This window comes from Streptococcus suis, assembly GCF_019794555.1.
GTDB lineage: Bacteria > Bacillota > Bacilli > Lactobacillales > Streptococcaceae > Streptococcus > Streptococcus suis_AB.
This window is the reverse complement of record NZ_JAIMEP010000021.1, coordinates 1-16,016: the sequence shown is the minus strand read 5'-3', so window position 1 is coordinate 16,016 and position 16,016 is coordinate 1. Positions and strand designations below refer to the sequence as shown.

18 protein-coding genes are annotated in these 16,016 nt (G+C 40.7%); 7 read left to right on the top strand and 11 right to left on the bottom strand.

The genetic code is table 11. The features are described from left to right. Positions 1–66: 66 nt before the first annotated feature. From K6V48_RS08570 to rsmH, 11 genes are all read right to left on the bottom strand, one after another. The gene (locus tag K6V48_RS08570; protein ID WP_222369087.1) at positions 67–1,197 is read right to left on the bottom strand and encodes an AI-2E family transporter; all 1,131 of its coding nucleotides are present in this window, start codon (positions 1,195–1,197) and stop codon (positions 67–69) included. A gap of 79 nt (positions 1,198–1,276) precedes the next feature. After that, on the bottom strand, positions 1,277–1,966 hold the full coding sequence (locus tag K6V48_RS08565; RefSeq protein ID WP_024391133.1) for a response regulator transcription factor: 690 nt from the start codon (positions 1,964–1,966) through the stop codon (positions 1,277–1,279). Between the two features lie 81 nt (positions 1,967–2,047). Next, positions 2,048–3,475 (bottom strand): NADP-dependent phosphogluconate dehydrogenase, encoded by a 1,428-nt coding sequence (gndA, locus tag K6V48_RS08560; RefSeq protein WP_024391132.1) that lies wholly within the window; start codon positions 3,473–3,475, stop codon positions 2,048–2,050. A gap of 95 nt (positions 3,476–3,570) precedes the next feature. Then, a complete protein-coding gene (locus tag K6V48_RS08555; protein WP_222369084.1) occupies positions 3,571–4,110 on the bottom strand; it encodes a YceD family protein in 540 nt (179 codons plus the stop codon). Positions 4,111–4,119: 9 nt separating this feature from the next. Further along, on the bottom strand, positions 4,120–5,037 hold the full coding sequence (trxB, locus tag K6V48_RS08550; protein WP_024391130.1) for a thioredoxin-disulfide reductase: 918 nt from the start codon (positions 5,035–5,037) through the stop codon (positions 4,120–4,122). Positions 5,038–5,049: 12 nt separating this feature from the next. Beyond that, entirely contained in the window at positions 5,050–5,274 is a 225-nt protein-coding gene (locus K6V48_RS08545; RefSeq protein ID WP_024391129.1) for a DUF4059 family protein, read from the bottom strand. A gap of 18 nt (positions 5,275–5,292) precedes the next feature. Next, positions 5,293–6,636: a DEAD/DEAH box helicase gene (locus K6V48_RS08540; RefSeq protein WP_222369080.1), complete on the bottom strand. Its 1,344-nt coding sequence runs from the start codon at positions 6,634–6,636 to the stop codon at positions 5,293–5,295. Positions 6,637–7,062: 426 nt separating this feature from the next. Continuing rightward, positions 7,063–8,061, bottom strand: coding sequence for a phospho-N-acetylmuramoyl-pentapeptide-transferase (gene mraY, locus K6V48_RS08535; RefSeq protein ID WP_222369077.1), 999 nt, complete (start codon positions 8,059–8,061; stop codon positions 7,063–7,065). A gap of 1 nt (position 8,062) precedes the next feature. Beyond that, positions 8,063–10,312 (bottom strand): penicillin-binding protein PBP2X, encoded by a 2,250-nt coding sequence (gene pbp2x / locus K6V48_RS08530; RefSeq protein WP_024412193.1) that lies wholly within the window; start codon positions 10,310–10,312, stop codon positions 8,063–8,065. Beyond that, positions 10,312–10,635: a cell division protein FtsL gene (gene ftsL, locus K6V48_RS08525; protein WP_222369074.1), complete on the bottom strand. Its 324-nt coding sequence runs from the start codon at positions 10,633–10,635 to the stop codon at positions 10,312–10,314. Before ftsL ends, pbp2x begins: the two co-directional genes overlap by 1 nt. Before the next feature lie 11 nt (positions 10,636–10,646). Further along, positions 10,647–11,597, bottom strand: a complete 951-nt coding sequence (gene rsmH / locus K6V48_RS08520; RefSeq protein WP_222369071.1) for a 16S rRNA (cytosine(1402)-N(4))-methyltransferase RsmH — start codon at positions 11,595–11,597, stop codon at positions 10,647–10,649. 205 nt (positions 11,598–11,802) lie between these two features. Between rsmH and K6V48_RS08515 the strand changes: the two genes are divergently transcribed. The 7 genes from K6V48_RS08515 (at position 11,803) to K6V48_RS08485 (ending at position 15,922) form a co-directional block, all read left to right on the top strand. After that, a complete protein-coding gene (locus tag K6V48_RS08515) occupies positions 11,803–11,991 on the top strand; it encodes a helix-turn-helix transcriptional regulator (protein ID WP_172006681.1) in 189 nt (62 codons plus the stop codon). Between the two features lie 15 nt (positions 11,992–12,006). Beyond that, positions 12,007–12,207 carry a hypothetical protein gene (locus K6V48_RS08510; RefSeq protein WP_172006680.1) on the top strand — a complete coding sequence of 67 codons (201 nt, stop codon included), beginning with the start codon at positions 12,007–12,009 and terminating at the stop codon, positions 12,205–12,207. Positions 12,208–12,220: 13 nt separating this feature from the next. Next, positions 12,221–13,303, top strand: coding sequence for a DUF3278 domain-containing protein (locus tag K6V48_RS08505; protein ID WP_222369069.1), 1,083 nt, complete (start codon positions 12,221–12,223; stop codon positions 13,301–13,303). Positions 13,304–13,315: 12 nt separating this feature from the next. After that, positions 13,316–13,660, top strand: coding sequence for an MFS transporter (locus K6V48_RS08500; protein ID WP_222369068.1), 345 nt, complete (start codon positions 13,316–13,318; stop codon positions 13,658–13,660). Next, positions 13,650–13,997 (top strand): hypothetical protein, encoded by a 348-nt coding sequence (locus K6V48_RS08495; protein WP_222369066.1) that lies wholly within the window; start codon positions 13,650–13,652, stop codon positions 13,995–13,997. Before K6V48_RS08500 ends, K6V48_RS08495 begins: the two co-directional genes overlap by 11 nt. 52 nt (positions 13,998–14,049) lie before the next feature. Next, on the top strand, positions 14,050–14,478 hold the full coding sequence (locus tag K6V48_RS08490) for a NusG domain II-containing protein (protein WP_222369064.1): 429 nt from the start codon (positions 14,050–14,052) through the stop codon (positions 14,476–14,478). Positions 14,479–14,555: 77 nt separating this feature from the next. Continuing rightward, positions 14,556–15,922 (top strand): IS3 family transposase gene (locus tag K6V48_RS08485; RefSeq protein ID WP_222369062.1). Its coding sequence is split into 2 segments (ribosomal slippage): positions 14,556–15,012 and positions 15,012–15,922, totalling 1,368 coding nucleotides; the frame shifts between segments, so codons are not numbered across the junction. Positions 15,923–16,016 lie beyond the last annotated feature (94 nt).

Below are 16,016 nucleotides of genomic sequence, written 5' to 3'. Positions count from 1 at the left end.
ACTCTCCTACAAAAACTTTATCATCTCAGTATAGCATAATTTGAACAAAAACAAAAGAAAGCGTATTTATTCACTTTCCTTCAAAATCTGATTTTTTGATTTTAGTCGACTATATACCCATTCTTTTACCAATCGATAAACAACTGCAAAGATCGGTGTGAAGAAGACCATACCTAACAGACCAAATAAATTACCACCTATCAATGCTGCTGCCAAAGTAAATACAGTAGGAAGTCCTACAGACTGCCCGACAACACGGGGGTAGATCACATTTCCTTCAATTAATTGTATAATTTGGAAGAGTACAATAGACCACAGAGCCAGCAATGGATTTTGAACAGCAACAAAGAGAGCGCTGATTAGACATGCTGTAAATGGACCAATATAGGGTACAAAGGACAATACACCTGCTAAGATCCCAGCCATGCTTGCATAAGGGATTCCTGAAGCAGAGTAACTTACAAATACCAAAACTCCGATGATACACGCTTCGACAATCTGACTCATCAAGAATCGATCGTAGGTATCAATAATCACTTCTCCAATATAATTGACTACCTTGACAGCTTTTGCCGGTAGGATAGCTTGTAATAATTTTTGTGTCATAGATAGTAAGTGTTCCTTGCTACCCAAAATGGCTAAGGTAAAGAAGAAAGCCATGACTAACGTCATTGTATTCGAGAAAATCCCTGTCACATTTGAGACGAGTCCAGAAAGTATCGGCGTCACGAGGCTGGATACAAAGGTCAAATTCTTCAATTGATCCAATAGACTCGTAACTTGTTCGCCAATCTGACCAGATAACAGGCCATAAGACTGTAAAAATGATGTTAAAGCATTGATTGATTTTGGAACGGCTGTACTGCTAACGGAAACTAATTCCGATACAGTTGTTACAAGCGTTGGTAGAACAATAAGAACCAGTCCAGTGACGATTAAGATGAACGCAATGAGGACACCCAAGATGGCAAGAGCTCGCTTGGATTTTTTTAAGAAAGAAACTTTTTCAATCAAGTCCTCTATTTTTTTCATTGGCACATTTAATATAAAGGCAAGAAGTCCACCAATAAGAAGTGAGTTCATGCTCCCAAGTACCGTTAAGATTCCGCTATAAACGGTTGACCAATTTAAAACTGTTAATAAGACCAGCCCAGAAAAAATGAGCAAAATCAACTGCTCTTTCAATTTCGAATTCATAGAATTATACTCCTTATAATCTATACCATTCTAACATAGGTAGAAACAAAAAGAAAGAGCTTTACACTCTCTCTTGTCTCTAATCTCTCATGGTATAGCCAACACCACGTACCGTCCGAATATAGGAAGCCTGTCCTGGAACATCTAATTTTCCACGAAGATAACGGATATAGACATCCACAACATTGGTTTCAGAGGCCGCTTCATACTTCCAGACTCGTTCAAGAAGCTGTTCTCGGCTAACTGGTTCTGGACTATTCATCAATGTCGCCAGCAAATCATATTCTCGACGCGTCAAGTTGATTAACTCATCTCCCCGTGTGACCGTTCGGTTTTGAAAATCAACTTTTAAATCTCGATAGGCCGCATGCAAATGAACCTGTTTACAATTTGTTTCAATAAAATCTCTACCACGGAAAATATCGGAAATTTGTTCCACCAAGTCACTAATAACAAATGGCTTCACAACGTAAAATACCGCATACGTCAATACATCTTCCCCATGTTCAGCCACTTCTGTTGGTTCGACAACTACAATCATCACCGTAGCAGGTTTGATTGCAAGAAGCTCCTTAGCCAACTCCTTGCTGGACATATCGGATAATTGGAAACTCATCAAAACCAAATCAAAGTCTGTCTCATGAGCTAGTGATAAAGCTTCTTTCCCTGTTGAAGCATAATCAACGATATACTCCTTCTTCTGAAGTTCCATGGAAACAAAATGTGAAAGATTACGCTCTTTCCCAGCAATCAAAATTTTCTTAGCCATTGTTCATCCTTTTTCTATAGTTGCATGGTTTAGGAATCGAATCATGACTAGAAAGAAGGGCGCTCTCACGCCCATCTATTCTTATTTTGATTCGCTATACCAGTCGTAATGGAAGACACCTTCTTTGTCTTTACGGTTATATGTGTGAGCACCAAAATAGTCACGTTGTGCTTGAATCAAGTTGGCTGGTAAGTTTTCAGCACGATAGCTATCAAAGTATGTAATCGCTGCAGAGAAAGTTGGTACAGGAACTCCTGCTTGAACTGCCAAAGCAACAACATCACGAACAGCCTGTTGGTATTTCGCTGTTACATCAAGGAAGTATTCATCCAAAAGCAAGTTTGCCAAATCTTCATCACGGCCGTATGCATCTGTAATTTTTTGCAAGAAGCGAGCACGAATGATACAACCTGCACGCCAGATTTTTGCGATTTCACCAAATGGTAGGTTCCAGTTGTTTTCTTTAGATGCTACACGCAATTGTGCAAAGCCTTGTGCATAAGACATAATTTTTGAGAAGTAGAGGGCTTGACGGATTTTTTCGACCAATTCAGCCTTATCCCCTTCATAGGCAAATGGAGCTGGTTTTGGAAGAACTTTACTTGCAGCCACACGTTCTTCTTTGTATGTAGAAATATAACGAGCAAATACAGACTCTGTGATCAATGATAATGGCACACCCAAATCAAGTGATGATTGGCTAGTCCATTTACCAGTACCCTTGTTACCAGCAGCATCTAAAATATAATCAACGATTGGACCATCTTGGCCTTCATCATCTTTTCGTTTCAAGATATCCGCAGTGATTTCAATCAGGTAGCTATCTAATTCACCCTTATTCCACTCAGTGAAAATATCAGCCATTTCATCAACAGACAAGCCGAGCAAATGTTGCATCAAATCATATGATTCAGCAATCAATTGCATATCTCCGTACTCGATACCGTTGTGAACCATTTTAACATAATGACCAGCACCATCCGGACCAATGTATGTAACACATGGCGCACCATCTTCTGGGGCTTTTGCTGAAATTTCTTCTAAGACGTCTGCTACCAACTCATAGGCTTCTTTTTGACCACCAGGCATGATAGAAGGACCCTCAAGAGCACCTTTTTCACCACCAGATACACCTGTTCCGATAAAGTTAATTCCTGAGTTTGCTAATTCTTTAGAACGACGGATTGTATCTTCATAGAAAGTGTTACCGCCATCAATCAAGATATCGCCTTCATCCAAGTGTGGTAACAATGCTTGGATTGTTGCATCTGTACCAGGTCCAGCTTGAACCATCAACATGATACGGCGAGGTTTTTCAATAGAAGCAACAAAGCTTTCTACATCATAACTAGGTACCAAGTTTTTTCCAGGGTTGCTTGCCACAACATCCTCAGTCTTATCAGCAGAACGGTTATAAATGGCTACTGTATAGCCACGTGATTCAACGTTAAGCGCAAGGTTGCGGCCCATAACAGCCATCCCTACAACACCAAAATTTGCTTTTGTCATTAGTTTACTCCTCTTGTTAGTATCTTTTTCATTATACACCGAAAACCCAAAATTGACAAGAATTTTCTGATAATTTAACCATTCAAAGGCTCGGACTATTCATCCTCTTCAAATAGTCCTTGCAATTGAGCAAAGGGGCTATTGGCCTCTTTCTTTTCTTGTGCTTGCTGCTGGAAGGTTTCTTCTGTCATCAATGTCCATGATTGACCTGACGGCAAGTCCTTTTCAGCTTCTTCATCAGGTGACAACACCTTGATTGGAACAGCTAGCAAAATATTATCCGCCACGCTTTCATCGAGGACAATCTGATCACTTTCCACCACTAAAACCATATCTTCATCGATCAAATCTTGTTCTTTGAGAACGGCTTCATTAGCTACAAACAGCTCATTGACCTCCTGCGACTCATGTAAAACCACTGGTTTTAGTGAACGACTAGATGCCAGGGTGATATCATAGGTCATTTGATAATCTAAGAAAAAGAAGCCTGACTCAAATCGAACATTACCAGACACTTGTACAGGTGACAATCCTAGAACTTCACTATTTCGTGCCTGCAATTCTTCATGTAAATCCAGGGTTTTTTCAAAGGAAATTCCATCTGGATTTTTCTGAATATCGTAAATATGAAACATTGTATTCCCCTATTCAGCTAGTTCTGTGATGTAGTTGTAAACTTCTTGTCCTGCAACTGCTCCATTTCCAACTGCAGTTGCAATTTGACGAAGTTGATTTTGGCGAATATCACCGATGGCATAAATACCAGCCTTGCTCGTTTCCATTTTTTCATTTGTAACGACCCAGCCAGCTTCATCCGTAATTCCTAAATCTGCAACCGATTCTGTCATCGGATCCAAACCAACATAGATAAAGACGCCACCAAAATCAAGTTCACTGACTTCTTCTGTTTTTACATTTTTAATAACAACACTTTGTACTCGAAGGTCATCACCCTTGATTTCTTCAACGACGCTATCCCAGATGAAATTTATTTTTTCGTTGGCAAATGCACGGTCTTGAATGACCTTTTGAGCACGAAGCTGGTCTCTTCGGTGAACAATGGTCACTGACTCGGCAAATTGAGTCAAGAATAAAGCTTCTTCTACCGCAGAATCGCCACCTCCGACAACCAAGAGTTTTTGACCCCTAAAGAAAGCACCGTCACAAACTGCACAGTATGAAACACCACGGCTATTGTAAGTATCTTCTCCAGGCACACCAAGCAAGCGATGTTTTGCACCCATAGCCAGAATGATAGACTTGGTTTTCAAAACGCCATCTTCAGTGATAACTTTTTTAATAGGACCATCCTCTTCAATTCGAATCAAGGTTCCAAAAATATGATCCACTCCAAATTTTTCCAGAGGCTCAAACATCTTTTCCGCCAAGGCAGGACCTGAGATATGGTCATAACCCGGATAGTTTTCGATTTCAGCGGTATTGTTCATTTGTCCGCCATAAATACCACGTTCTAATAAGGCCACTTTTAGATTGCTTCGCCCCGCATAAAGCGCTGCTGTCATTCCGGCTGGGCCTGCACCAATTACAATTGTATCGTACATGATTCTTTCCCTCTATACTTTTATCATCAAAATGATACTGACGACTCCAAAAGCCACAATCGGAATCGTCATAACATTAATCATCAGTAAATCAAATAAAAAGTCGTGTCGTTCTTGTAAGGTCTTATCTACGCCCTTGCTAGCGCGGATTACAAACCAAATAAAACTAATCACAATAACAAAAATCGCTGCAATCAAGAGCCCTTGTAAATAAAAGCTTAAGATATTTTGTAACATTGTATTCCCTCAGTACTCTTAAAAGGTTTGACGTTTTGCCTTCCGTTCCGCACGGCCTTTAGCACGCGCTTCAACCCGTTTGTTCTTCCGACGCTTCTCATCAACAGCCCACTGAATTTTCTTTTTGTAGCCTGGTTTGACTTTTTTCTTTTTCTTCTTGACCAAACCAATCATTTCCAAATCTAGCTTTTCACGAGACTTTTCACGATTTACACGACGATCACGGTCATAGGTATCAACAAACTCACCATTTTTCATTTCTTTCGGTAAGAATTTGATATTTAGTTTTTCTAATTCTCGAATATCTTCATCATCACTCGGTTGATAAAGGGTAATGGCAATACCTGGTAAACCGTTACGTCCTGTACGACCGACACGGTGTACAAAGAAAGAAAGGTCTTGTGGAATGGCATCATTAATGACATGGCTGACACCCTCAATATCTATACCACGAGCAGCCAAGTCGGTCGCTACAATGTATTGATAGTCTAAGTTTTTCACCTGATTCATGATTCGCTTCCGCTCACGCGGCGGAATGTCCCCATGAATCTTTGCAACACGAAGACCGTTTTCTGTCAGATAGCTATGCAATTCATCCGCACGCGTCTTAGTATTCACAAAAATCATTGCCAAATAAGGTTGCATGAGCTTGGTTGCCTCTAAAACCTGAGCATTACGGTCACGACCCTTTGTCGAAATCAACCAGTTTTCAATCGTATCAGAAATCACAGTGTGGGTCTTGATTTGTTCCATAACTGGGTTAGACAAGTATTTTTTCAAAAACGGTTGCAGTTTTTGCGGAATAGTCGCTGAGAAGACCATAAATTGAAGATCTTTAGGCAAACTTCCAGCAATTTTATCCACTGTTTCTAAAAAGCCCATATCCAGTGTCATATCAGCCTCATCCACTACAAAGATTTTGGCTTTATGGATAGCAAGGTCACCTGATTTTACCAAATCATAGATACGCCCTGGTGTCCCAATAACAATGTGAGGTTGCCCAGCTTGGAGCTTGTCAATCTGGCGATTCTTGTCTGTACCACCTACATAATTGCTGACTCGAATTTCAGTCTCAGAATGACTAGCCAGCTGACGAGCTGCCTGATAGATTTGGGTTGACAATTCGCGCGAAGGTGCCGTAATAACTGCTTGAACTTGGTCTACTTCTTCATCTAATTTTTGAAAAATTGGAATCAAAAAAGTATGGGTCTTCCCTGAGCCTGTTTTTGACTCTCCAATCAAGTCACGACCTGACAAGACAACAGGAATCAATTTTTCCTGAACTTCTGTCGGCTGGACAAAGTTAATTTCTTTCAATGCCTCTTGAAGATAAGGCTTGAGTTTCATATCTGTAAATTTCATGGTTTCCTCTAATTCAGTCGCAAGAAATATTCAAAACCGTCTTCAGAATTATATTCATACTCAATGAAAATCAAAATCAGACCCGCTCCAAAGGTTCAGGGAACCTTTGGAGGTTGTAAATTGAGCGAACATAGATTGTATCGATATAATGCAGTTAAAACCCTGTTACTATTTTGGTTGCAAGGTAACAGGCTGAAAGGCTCCGCTGGAGCCTTTCACTCATCAAATCAAGTCAACAACGTCTGCTTTTGATTTTCGAAGAGAATAAAAGTATGTATTACTGCTTTCCCTATGCTTTGCAATATGTAAAAATCTGCCAAGTCTCATTGAGACAGTAATAGCCTTGCGAATGAAGTTCGTTTTTAGATTACCCTCTATTATAGCACAAAAACAGCATTTCTGCTGTTTCTGCTACTCATTGTAAATCTATAAATAAAGTATAGCCAAGGTAATCAAACTCATAACCAGTCCTACCGACCAAAGAAAGGCATCCACCTTCCATTCGCTCCATTTTTCAGCTTTTCCGGTCAAACCTCCGAGCTCTAAATGGTGATGAAAAGGAGTCATTCGGAAGATACGACGACCTTCTCCAAAGCGTTTTTTGGTGTATTTAAAATATGAAACCTGCAACATAACAGAGGACGTTTCAATGACATAGACCAAGCCGATAAGGAGGAGGGTCCATTCCTGACGGAGGGCAATTGAAATAGTTGCCAACATACCGCCGAGAGCCAAGCTTCCCACATCACCCATGAAAATCTTCGCTGGTTTACGGTTATAAACAAAGAAACCGAGCAAGCCACCAATCATGGTCACACAAACTAGAAGAATATCGAATTTTTGCTCATTGAAGGCGATGACAGAGTAAGCTAGAAGGCTGATAACAACTGAGATAGAGGCAAGCCCATCAATACCATCGGTCAAGTTGACAGCATTTGAAAAGCCAACCAACCAAAATAGTACAAAAGGAAAATAGAGAACTCCTAGATTTAGCATATAGCCAAATGCGTTTAGTTCACCCCCACCAGCTCCTCGAACATGCACAAAGTAGAAAACAACGCCACCTAGAATTTGCAAGGCAAGCTTTTGTTTAGGGTTCAAGCCTTCATTAATTTTACGGAAAATTTTCAGAAAATCATCCAAGAATCCCACTAAACCATAGAGGGCTAAGATGAATAGAATGGCAATAACGCCACCAGTCAACATGTGAGTCATTGCTGCGAAGATAAAACTAACCAGAATCGCAACTACTAGAAAAACAGTACCCCCCATCGTTGGTGTTCCTGCCTTGAATTGATGCTGCTTGACATCTTCATGCATCTGTTGGCCTTCAATGCGTTTAGCTTGATAAAAAGTAATAAATCGAGGGATTAAGACTACTGTTGCCAAAAAGGCAACTAATCCCGACATTAGTGCAAATTGCATGTTAGTCTCCTAAAGTAATTGTAATTTTCTTTGTATTCTTCAAAGCAGTTCCAACTTCAACACTCTGATCAACCACTTTTGAACCAGTACCCTTATAGGTCACCTCAATACCCGTCCATTCTGCAAAAAGGTCCATATTCTCTTTGGTTAAGGCATATAGGTCTGGCATTGTTTCAAATTTATTGGTTAACAAGAGAATCTGTTGATTGGCTGCGACCACGCTTCCTTTTTCCACAGAAACATTCTTGATTTCAGAACCGTTTCCTAGAATAACAGGTTGAACTAACTCCCGACGAAGTTCTTCAGCAGTTTCCCCTGGAGATTTACCGATCAGATCCGGTAATTTGTATTCAGTCTCTGTCGTTACTTGTGACAAAGCAGGAGCTGCAGAATCGAGATTCAAGCTATCTTTTAGTAACATTGCCTCTTTTAAAGTCGGATTGACAATATCACGCCACGACATAACATTAAGTGATTCCGGTTGTCGAATAGTTACATACATGATAAATTCTGGATCTTCGGCAGGTACCATTGCCACAACGGAGTTAATATAGGCACCCTTAATATACCCTTGCCCATCTTCACCGGCAATCTCCGCCGAACCAGATTTGACTGCAACATCATATCCATCAACAACAATTGAAGGTCCCTGCAAATCGTATGAATAGAGTGTCCCAAATACAGGATCCGTTCCGACATTAATCATATATCCAAGAGTATCGTTCGCCGCTTTTTCTGAAACCGGATTTCCAACTTCTTCCACTTTAGAAAGTCGAGCCGTATCCGTGTTCGGATCATATAGAGCTGAGATAAATTTTGGTTCCAACATGATACCGTTATTGGCAATTGCTGTAAAACTACGAAGCATCTGTGCTTGGTTTGCAGAAATCCCATGACCAAACGATGACATGGCGATAGAAACAATGTTATCCTCTGGTACCATTCCTGGCGCCTCATCCCCCATACCAAATCGTGTTGGGGAACCATAGCGAAATTTAGCAAGATAATTTAGCCATTTTTCATCCCCCATTTCTTGTTGTAACAAAGTCATTCCGACGTTACTTGAGAGTGAAAAACCCTGAGCAAAATTTAACGTAACAGCTGATTGGCCAGCGTTTAAAGTCCAGTCATTGATTTTTGCGTCTGCAATTACGTATTCATTATTTGTGTAATATGCATTTGGATCAAATGTACCATTATCAATTGCAGAAGCTACTGTCAAAACCTTCATGGTTGATCCCGGCTCAAAGGCTTCTTGGTAAAGTAACGAACGCTCTAGCAAACCTTCAGCACCAAGCCCTTCTTTTGTATCTGGGTCATAACTTGGGCGTTGTGTTGTCGCTAAAATTTCACCTGTTTTCGCAGAAACTAAGGTAGCATTTGCATACTTACCTTTAGCATTGTTAAAGAAAGTATCCATATTTGTTTCAAGCGATCGTTGCAAATCTGCAGAAATTGTCGTGTAAACATCCTGACCATTTACGGTCTCAGTCTCAACTTTTTCTGTGCCTGGCAAGACGCGTCCTTGACTGTCCTTTTCATAGACAACCTTACCATCCTGACCAGCTAGAATATCGTTGAGGTAGTACTCCATACCACTCATACCTTGCAGGCTATGACTACCATCCTTGTTTTCAATCAAATTGGCTAACCCAACAAAGATTGAAGCAAAGTTTCCATTTGGATACATCCGACCTGGGCTGGCATTAAAGGCTATCCCTTCAATCCCCGCCGCCTTCATCTCCTCCTGGATAGTGGTCATTGTATTATAAGAAATATTTTTCCCTAAGGTTCCAAAATAAACCTGCTTCAGTTCTGGCTGTCGTAACTGTTGAAGAACGTAATCTGTTTCCATTCCAAGGTGTTTATTTAGTATTTCTGCAACCTTGCTAAATTGTGTTGCTTCAACATACAAGACTTCTTTAAATTCTGAAACATAATCTGTGTCTATAATTGCATAGATTGTGTAGGTGGTAGAATCTTCTGCAATTGGAATTCCGGTTCGATCATAAATTGTACCACGTCTCGCTTGTACAGTCACTTCTTGCTGATGTACTGCCGCAGCTCGCTCTGACAAAGACACACCCGAACGACTATCCGTTCCAATAATAAAAGCAAAATTGATTAAAAAGATAAAAAAGACGAAAACCGTCAAGAGAAGTAAATGCTGACCAACTCTCCGACGATTTTTTGATGGAACATATCGATTTCTCAAGATATATTTTAAAAATTTATTGTTTCTTCTGGGCATTATTCAGCTACTCCAATATTGTCGTTATTAAATGTTAATCCAGCCTTCTCCGCTATCTCCATCAGACGTGCCGAACGTGTGAGCTCATTAACGGCCTGTTTGGCATCATTGATTTTAATCTGTTTTTGGTTGATGTTTTGATTGACCTTGGCCATTTCAGACTGGACTTGAATCAAACGGGTCTGCAAGAAAATAATCCCTATCGCCAAGGCCAGACCGGATAGAATAATACTTGTATAAAAGGCTTTTTCTACACGGGTGAAGGTTTTAAACTTATCACCAATCACTCGCATGGTAGCTTCTCTACGTTTTTCTTGTAACATAGATGTTTCTCCTACTTATGTACTCTCTTGGCTACGCGCAACTTGGCTGAATGGGCACGATTGTTGGCTTCCAATTCTTCTTGACTTGGCAAAATCGGCTTACGATTGACCAACTCCAGCGGTGCCTTTAAATCATCTGGGATAAAAGGCAAACCTTTTGGCACATCAATCGTACTCGCTTCCTTAAAGAGTTGTTTGGTCAAACGATCTTCCAAGGAATGAAAGGTGATAACGGAAATCCGTCCGTCCAGAGCCAATAAGTCAATGGCCTGCTGAATAGACTCGTCTGCCGCTCCCAATTCATCGTTGACTTCAATCCGAATGGCCTGAAAAATCTGCTTGGCCGGATGGCCTTTTTTCTTTAGTTCCTTGGCTGGCTTGGCAGACTTGATCAGCTCTGCCAACTCTGTCGTTGTTTCAATCGGTTTGACAGCACGCGCTTGTTCAATCTTACGAGCAATCTGCTTGGAAAACTTATCCTCTCCATATTTGAAGAAAATCCGCACCAAGTCATGATAATCATAGGTATTGACCACATCATAGGCCGTCAACTGACCATCACGGTTCATCCGCATATCAAGAGGGGCATCCTGCTTATAGGAAAAACCTCGCTCCCGCTCATCCAACTGCGGACTTGATACACCAAGATCGTAACAAATCCCATCAATTTCTGTCACACCAAGTTCTGCCAAGCGGGCCTTGAGATTACGGAAATTGTCTTTGATAAAGGTCACCTGCCCCTTTTCAATGTAGGCTGCCAAGCGAATGTGAGCATGATCAATAGCTGTCTGATCCTGATCAAAGGCATAGAGATGCCCTCCATCCGTCAACTGACTCAACAAGTACTCACTGTGACCAGCTCCGCCCAACGTTGCATCTACATAAATTCCATTTGGTTTGATGTCTAACATATCCACTGTCTCATATAAGAGGACAGTTGTGTGATTAAATTCCTTGGTCATATCTTTTCTATTGTACCACAAAATAAAACAAAAAGTTGTTGCAAACTTTTTACAAAAAATCTGTCAAATATAGTTGACAGCTTATTTAAACAGGTATATACTAACAGTAAAGAAACATGTCACATATAGTTGACATCAACAGGGAGGTCTCCCACATTTTTTTACACTAGTATGTCATATATAATTGACATAGAAAGGAGGGTACATGAACCGAGTCAAAGACTACCGACTATTGCAAGGTATTTCCCAGCTAGATTTGGCCAAGGCCATCGGCGTATCCAGGCAAACCATCAACATGATTGAAAACAACAAATACAACCCTTCGCTAGATCTCTGCATCAACCTTGCCAAGGCTCTAGAAACCGACCTTAATAGCCTCTTTTGGAACGATTAGAAAGGAAGAAACCCCTTGAAAAAGAATGTACGTCAAGCTCTCATCTCTACCCTTATTTTTATCCCGCTCTTTGTCCTCTTTCAGCTTTGGGGCAATAGCGGAGCAGACATCATGCATATCATCAGCCAAGCGAAATTCTGGGTGCAACTGCTGATTACTGGGGCAGTCTACTTTCTTGGACTAGCTTACCTACCACTCATTTTCCGTCGTAAGTAATTAGGAGTATCGTATGAAAAAGGAAAACTTTCAAGATAAATTGATCAAACGATTTTACGGTATCACAGGACCTCTGGATGAATTTCGCAAAAAAGAAGCTTTCCGACTGGGAAATACCTGCTTCATCCCCCTCTTTTGGGGCACCATGGCTCTTACCTTACTGGCACTTGCCCTATCCAAACGCTTCCCAGAAGTTGTTGCATTTGGCTACCCCGTTGCCCTGCTCCTAAGCTATCTAGCGACTAGTACCTACATCATGTTTAAACTGCGTCACAGTCAACTGGACAGTTTAGATATAGAAGAACTGACTAGCAAGGAACAAAAGAAATTCAAGGGAGCAAGTATCAAATTCGCCCTCTATTTCACCTGTGGTATGTATATCTGGAACACGGGATTTAATGCCTGGATGGAGGGACTCAATCCACTAGACCACTTATTTGACCTCCGAAAATTCCTTGCAGCCTGTCTAAGCGGTGTTTTCATGGGAATCTATATCGAATTCACGCTTCGCAAGCGCATGAAAAAAGCAGAAAACCTAACTGTCAGCTCTGCTATTTCCAAAGAAGAACCTAAGTGGATCGAAAATATGATTAAACGTTTTTATGGTGTCCGCGGTCCTTTAGATGAATACCGACGGACCGAGGCTGATGCTATCGGCGGACAGACCTTTATCTACTACTTCTACTTCCTAGCTCTTGGAAATGCTGTCGCCTACTTCCTAGCTATCCGCTATCCTGTGGAGGTTGCCACCTACTATCCAATGATCATTGCCTTCTTTAGTATTATTCTAATTGGCATCGTTAATATGCGCACCCTCCATGCTGACTTGCCCCAATATGACTTGGATGAGCTTAGCCCTGAGGAAAGACAAGGTCGGTCCCTTAACCCACTTCTCTGGGGACTGGGAGTTGCCCTGCTATCTAGCCTCTTTGCTGGGCTGGCAGACCTCTTTAGCCTCCAGCTTCCCCTACTGGATTCTATCTTCCACGTAAAATCACTCCTCTTCGGTGGCATGATGGGCCTCTTTGCCAGTCTAGCCCTGTCTGCCCTTGCCTATCTGCAAAAACTGGAAGCAGATTCTGCCAAGAAAAAATAAGGAGCAGCCCCAATGAATAAACCTTTTACACCCAAACAAACCTGTCGATTTTTTGTTCTATTTTATGCTTTATTTTCTGCCTTCTTCATCTACTCTTACATGGTCAATGAGCCGATTAGCGGTTCATTCTTGCTCATGTTACCACCCATTCAGATTATCAGATCCTTTAAAACAGAAGAAGAAAAACGCTACTATATCATCCAAGCCATATTTGCCCTGTTTGCCATGACCTTGACCTATTCCGTGGGCATTTGGCTAGGTCATGTCAAACCACATATCCTCATCCTTCCTGCTGGATTTGCTCTGGCTATTCTTTATCGATTGTATTTCAAAAAGGAGAAAACAGATGAACGTTAACAAACCGAAACTTATACTCACTTTGATTGTTCTCTCCTATACAACAATTTGTAGCCTGTATATACATAGCTACCTTACTGGGGACAATCCACCAATCTTTATCTTACCGTTCACTATACTTCCAATCTTGAATAGTGACTGGCAGACTAGCAGCCCAGAATCAAATGCTTTCCAAGAAGCTATCCATCTTTATCGTAAACCACTGCTCTGGTTTCTCTTTACAGGTCTTGTCCTAACCTTCTCCATTGGTTTTTTCACTGGACAAATCAAACCGCTTCTAGCAGGATTTTGGGGAATATTTGCTCTCCTGCTCTTCTATAAACAATTGAAAAAGTAATCTGTATCCAACATTTTACAAAGTAAGTTTTTTTCTATACAATAGACTGTATATGACATTCACATCCATTCTCAAACAATTCAAATTATTTGACTATCTATTAATTGGACTGACCCTTCTATTATCCTTTGTCCCAGCGATTTTTACATACACTCATTTAACGTCACAGTCAAATGAAACTAAAATCATTGCATATGTTAGGATAAACGGAGAGGTCGTCGATCAATTTGAATTATCACAAGATACTCCTCATCAAGAAATTACCTATTATCCAAACGAAGGACAATACAATATTATTGAAGTCGATGGCGAACGGATTCGTGACAAAGAGGACAATAGTCCTGACCAGATTGCTGTGATGACTGGCTGGATTAGCCAACCAGGTGAACTTTCCGTTTGTCTGCCTCACAATCTCCTGATTGAAATTAAAGCTGTCGGTGGGGATGACTCTGACGAAGAAGAACTCATTTTACCATTATAATAAATAAGACACAGTCAATAGTGAACCGCACCCCAAAAGTTAGACAGAAAAAATCTAACTTTTGGGGTGCTATTTTTATGAAATTGAGCTATGAAGACAAAATCGAAATCTATGAACTACGTCAAAGTGGTCAGTCTATCAAGAACTTGTCAAAACAGTTTAATATTGCAGAATCTGTTATCCAATATATGCTTCGACTGATCGATAGGTATGGAATAAATATTGTCAAGAAAGGAAAGAATACCTATTATTCTCCAGAACTCAAGCAGGAAATGATTGATAAAGTACTTCTTGATAAGCAGTCAGTCCTCTCCGTCTCGCTTGACTACGCCCTGCCAAATCGTGGAACTCTTCCAAACTGGATAGCACAATACAAGAAAAACGGGTATACTATTGTTGAGAAAACAAGAGGGAGACCACCAAAGATGGGGCGTAAACCAAAGAAAACCTGGGAAGAGATGACGGAGTTAGAGCGACTTCAGGAGGAAAATGAGCGCTTACGCACTGAGGTGGCTTACCTAAAAAAGTTGAGGGAGCTTCGTTTAAGGGACGAAGCCAGAGAGCAAGAAAGGCTCAAACAGTTAGAGAGATGGTCACAGAAGGATTCAGACTAAATATACTGCTGATTATTTCCCAATTAGTTCCTTCTACCTATTACTATCAAGTCAAACAATTGAATAAACCAGATAGAGATAAGGACTTAAAAGTTGAAATTCAAGCCATTTATGATGAACATAAGGGAAACTATGGCTACCGTCGCATTCACCTTGAGCTAAGAAATCGTGGATTTTCTGTCAACCACAAGAAAGTACAACGGCTGATGAAGGAGCTAGGATTGACTGCTCGTATCCGTCGACGCAAGAGATACAAGTCTTACAAGGGTGATGTGGGCAAGAAAGCTCCTAATCTCATTGAGAGAGCCTTTGAAGGGGCTAAGCCTTTTGAGAAGTGCTATACAGATGTGACTGAGTTCGCTCTGCCAAATTGTGCTGAAAAACTCTATCTTTCTCCTGTTCTGGATGGCTATAATAGCGAAATTATTGATTTTACCTTATCCCGCTCTCCAAACCTCATACAAGTCAAGACCATGCTTGAGAAGGTCTTCCCTGAGGAAACTTACCCAAATACCATTCTCCATAGTGACCAAGGTTGGCAATACCAACATGAAGTCTATCACCGTTTTCTTGCAAGTAAAGGCATATGTCCTTCCATGTCTCGCAAGGGAACCAGCACAGATAATGGCATGATGGAGTCCTTCTTTGGCATCTTGAAAACAGAAATGTTTTACGGATTTGAGAAAAATTTCAAGTCTCTGGATCAACTGGAGCAAGCTATTACCGAGTATATTTTTTACTACAACAATAAACGCATTAAAACAAAACTAAAAGGACTTAGTCCTGTTCAGTATAGAACTAAATCCTTTGGAAAGTCAACGAAAAACTAGACACGGAGTTAAGAGAATTTAAGAATTATATTTTTCAAAGTCTTTTGGAGACTTGTAATCAAGACCTGAATGCATCCTTTTTGTATTGTAATAG

Excerpts from the sequence above, each read along its gene's own strand:
- mraY (WP_222369077.1), bottom strand. The coding sequence starts at position 8,061 with ATGCAATTTGCACTAATGTCGGGATTAGTTGCCTTTTTGGCAACAGTA.
- K6V48_RS08500 (WP_222369068.1), top strand. The coding sequence starts at position 13,316 with ATGAATAAACCTTTTACACCCAAACAAACCTGTCGATTTTTTGTTCTA.
- K6V48_RS08540 (WP_222369080.1), bottom strand. The coding sequence starts at position 6,636 with ATGAAATTTACAGATATGAAACTCAAGCCTTATCTTCAAGAGGCATTG.
- pbp2x (WP_024412193.1), bottom strand. The coding sequence starts at position 10,312 with ATGCCCAGAAGAAACAATAAATTTTTAAAATATATCTTGAGAAATCGA.
- K6V48_RS08555 (WP_222369084.1), bottom strand. The coding sequence starts at position 4,110 with ATGTTTCATATTTACGATATTCAGAAAAATCCAGATGGAATTTCCTTT.
- K6V48_RS08545 (WP_024391129.1), bottom strand. The coding sequence starts at position 5,274 with ATGTTACAAAATATCTTAAGCTTTTATTTACAAGGGCTCTTGATTGCA.
- K6V48_RS08515 (WP_172006681.1), top strand. The coding sequence starts at position 11,803 with ATGAACCGAGTCAAAGACTACCGACTATTGCAAGGTATTTCCCAGCTA.
- K6V48_RS08565 (WP_024391133.1), bottom strand. The coding sequence starts at position 1,966 with ATGGCTAAGAAAATTTTGATTGCTGGGAAAGAGCGTAATCTTTCACAT.
- rsmH (WP_222369071.1), bottom strand. The coding sequence starts at position 11,597 with ATGACCAAGGAATTTAATCACACAACTGTCCTCTTATATGAGACAGTG.
- K6V48_RS08495 (WP_222369066.1), top strand. The coding sequence starts at position 13,650 with ATGAACGTTAACAAACCGAAACTTATACTCACTTTGATTGTTCTCTCC.
- K6V48_RS08505 (WP_222369069.1), top strand. The coding sequence starts at position 12,221 with ATGAAAAAGGAAAACTTTCAAGATAAATTGATCAAACGATTTTACGGT.
- trxB (WP_024391130.1), bottom strand. The coding sequence starts at position 5,037 with ATGTACGATACAATTGTAATTGGTGCAGGCCCAGCCGGAATGACAGCA.
- K6V48_RS08490 (WP_222369064.1), top strand. The coding sequence starts at position 14,050 with ATGACATTCACATCCATTCTCAAACAATTCAAATTATTTGACTATCTA.
- ftsL (WP_222369074.1), bottom strand. The coding sequence starts at position 10,635 with ATGTTACAAGAAAAACGTAGAGAAGCTACCATGCGAGTGATTGGTGAT.
- gndA (WP_024391132.1), bottom strand. The coding sequence starts at position 3,475 with ATGACAAAAGCAAATTTTGGTGTTGTAGGGATGGCTGTTATGGGCCGC.
- K6V48_RS08570 (WP_222369087.1), bottom strand. The coding sequence starts at position 1,197 with ATGAATTCGAAATTGAAAGAGCAGTTGATTTTGCTCATTTTTTCTGGG.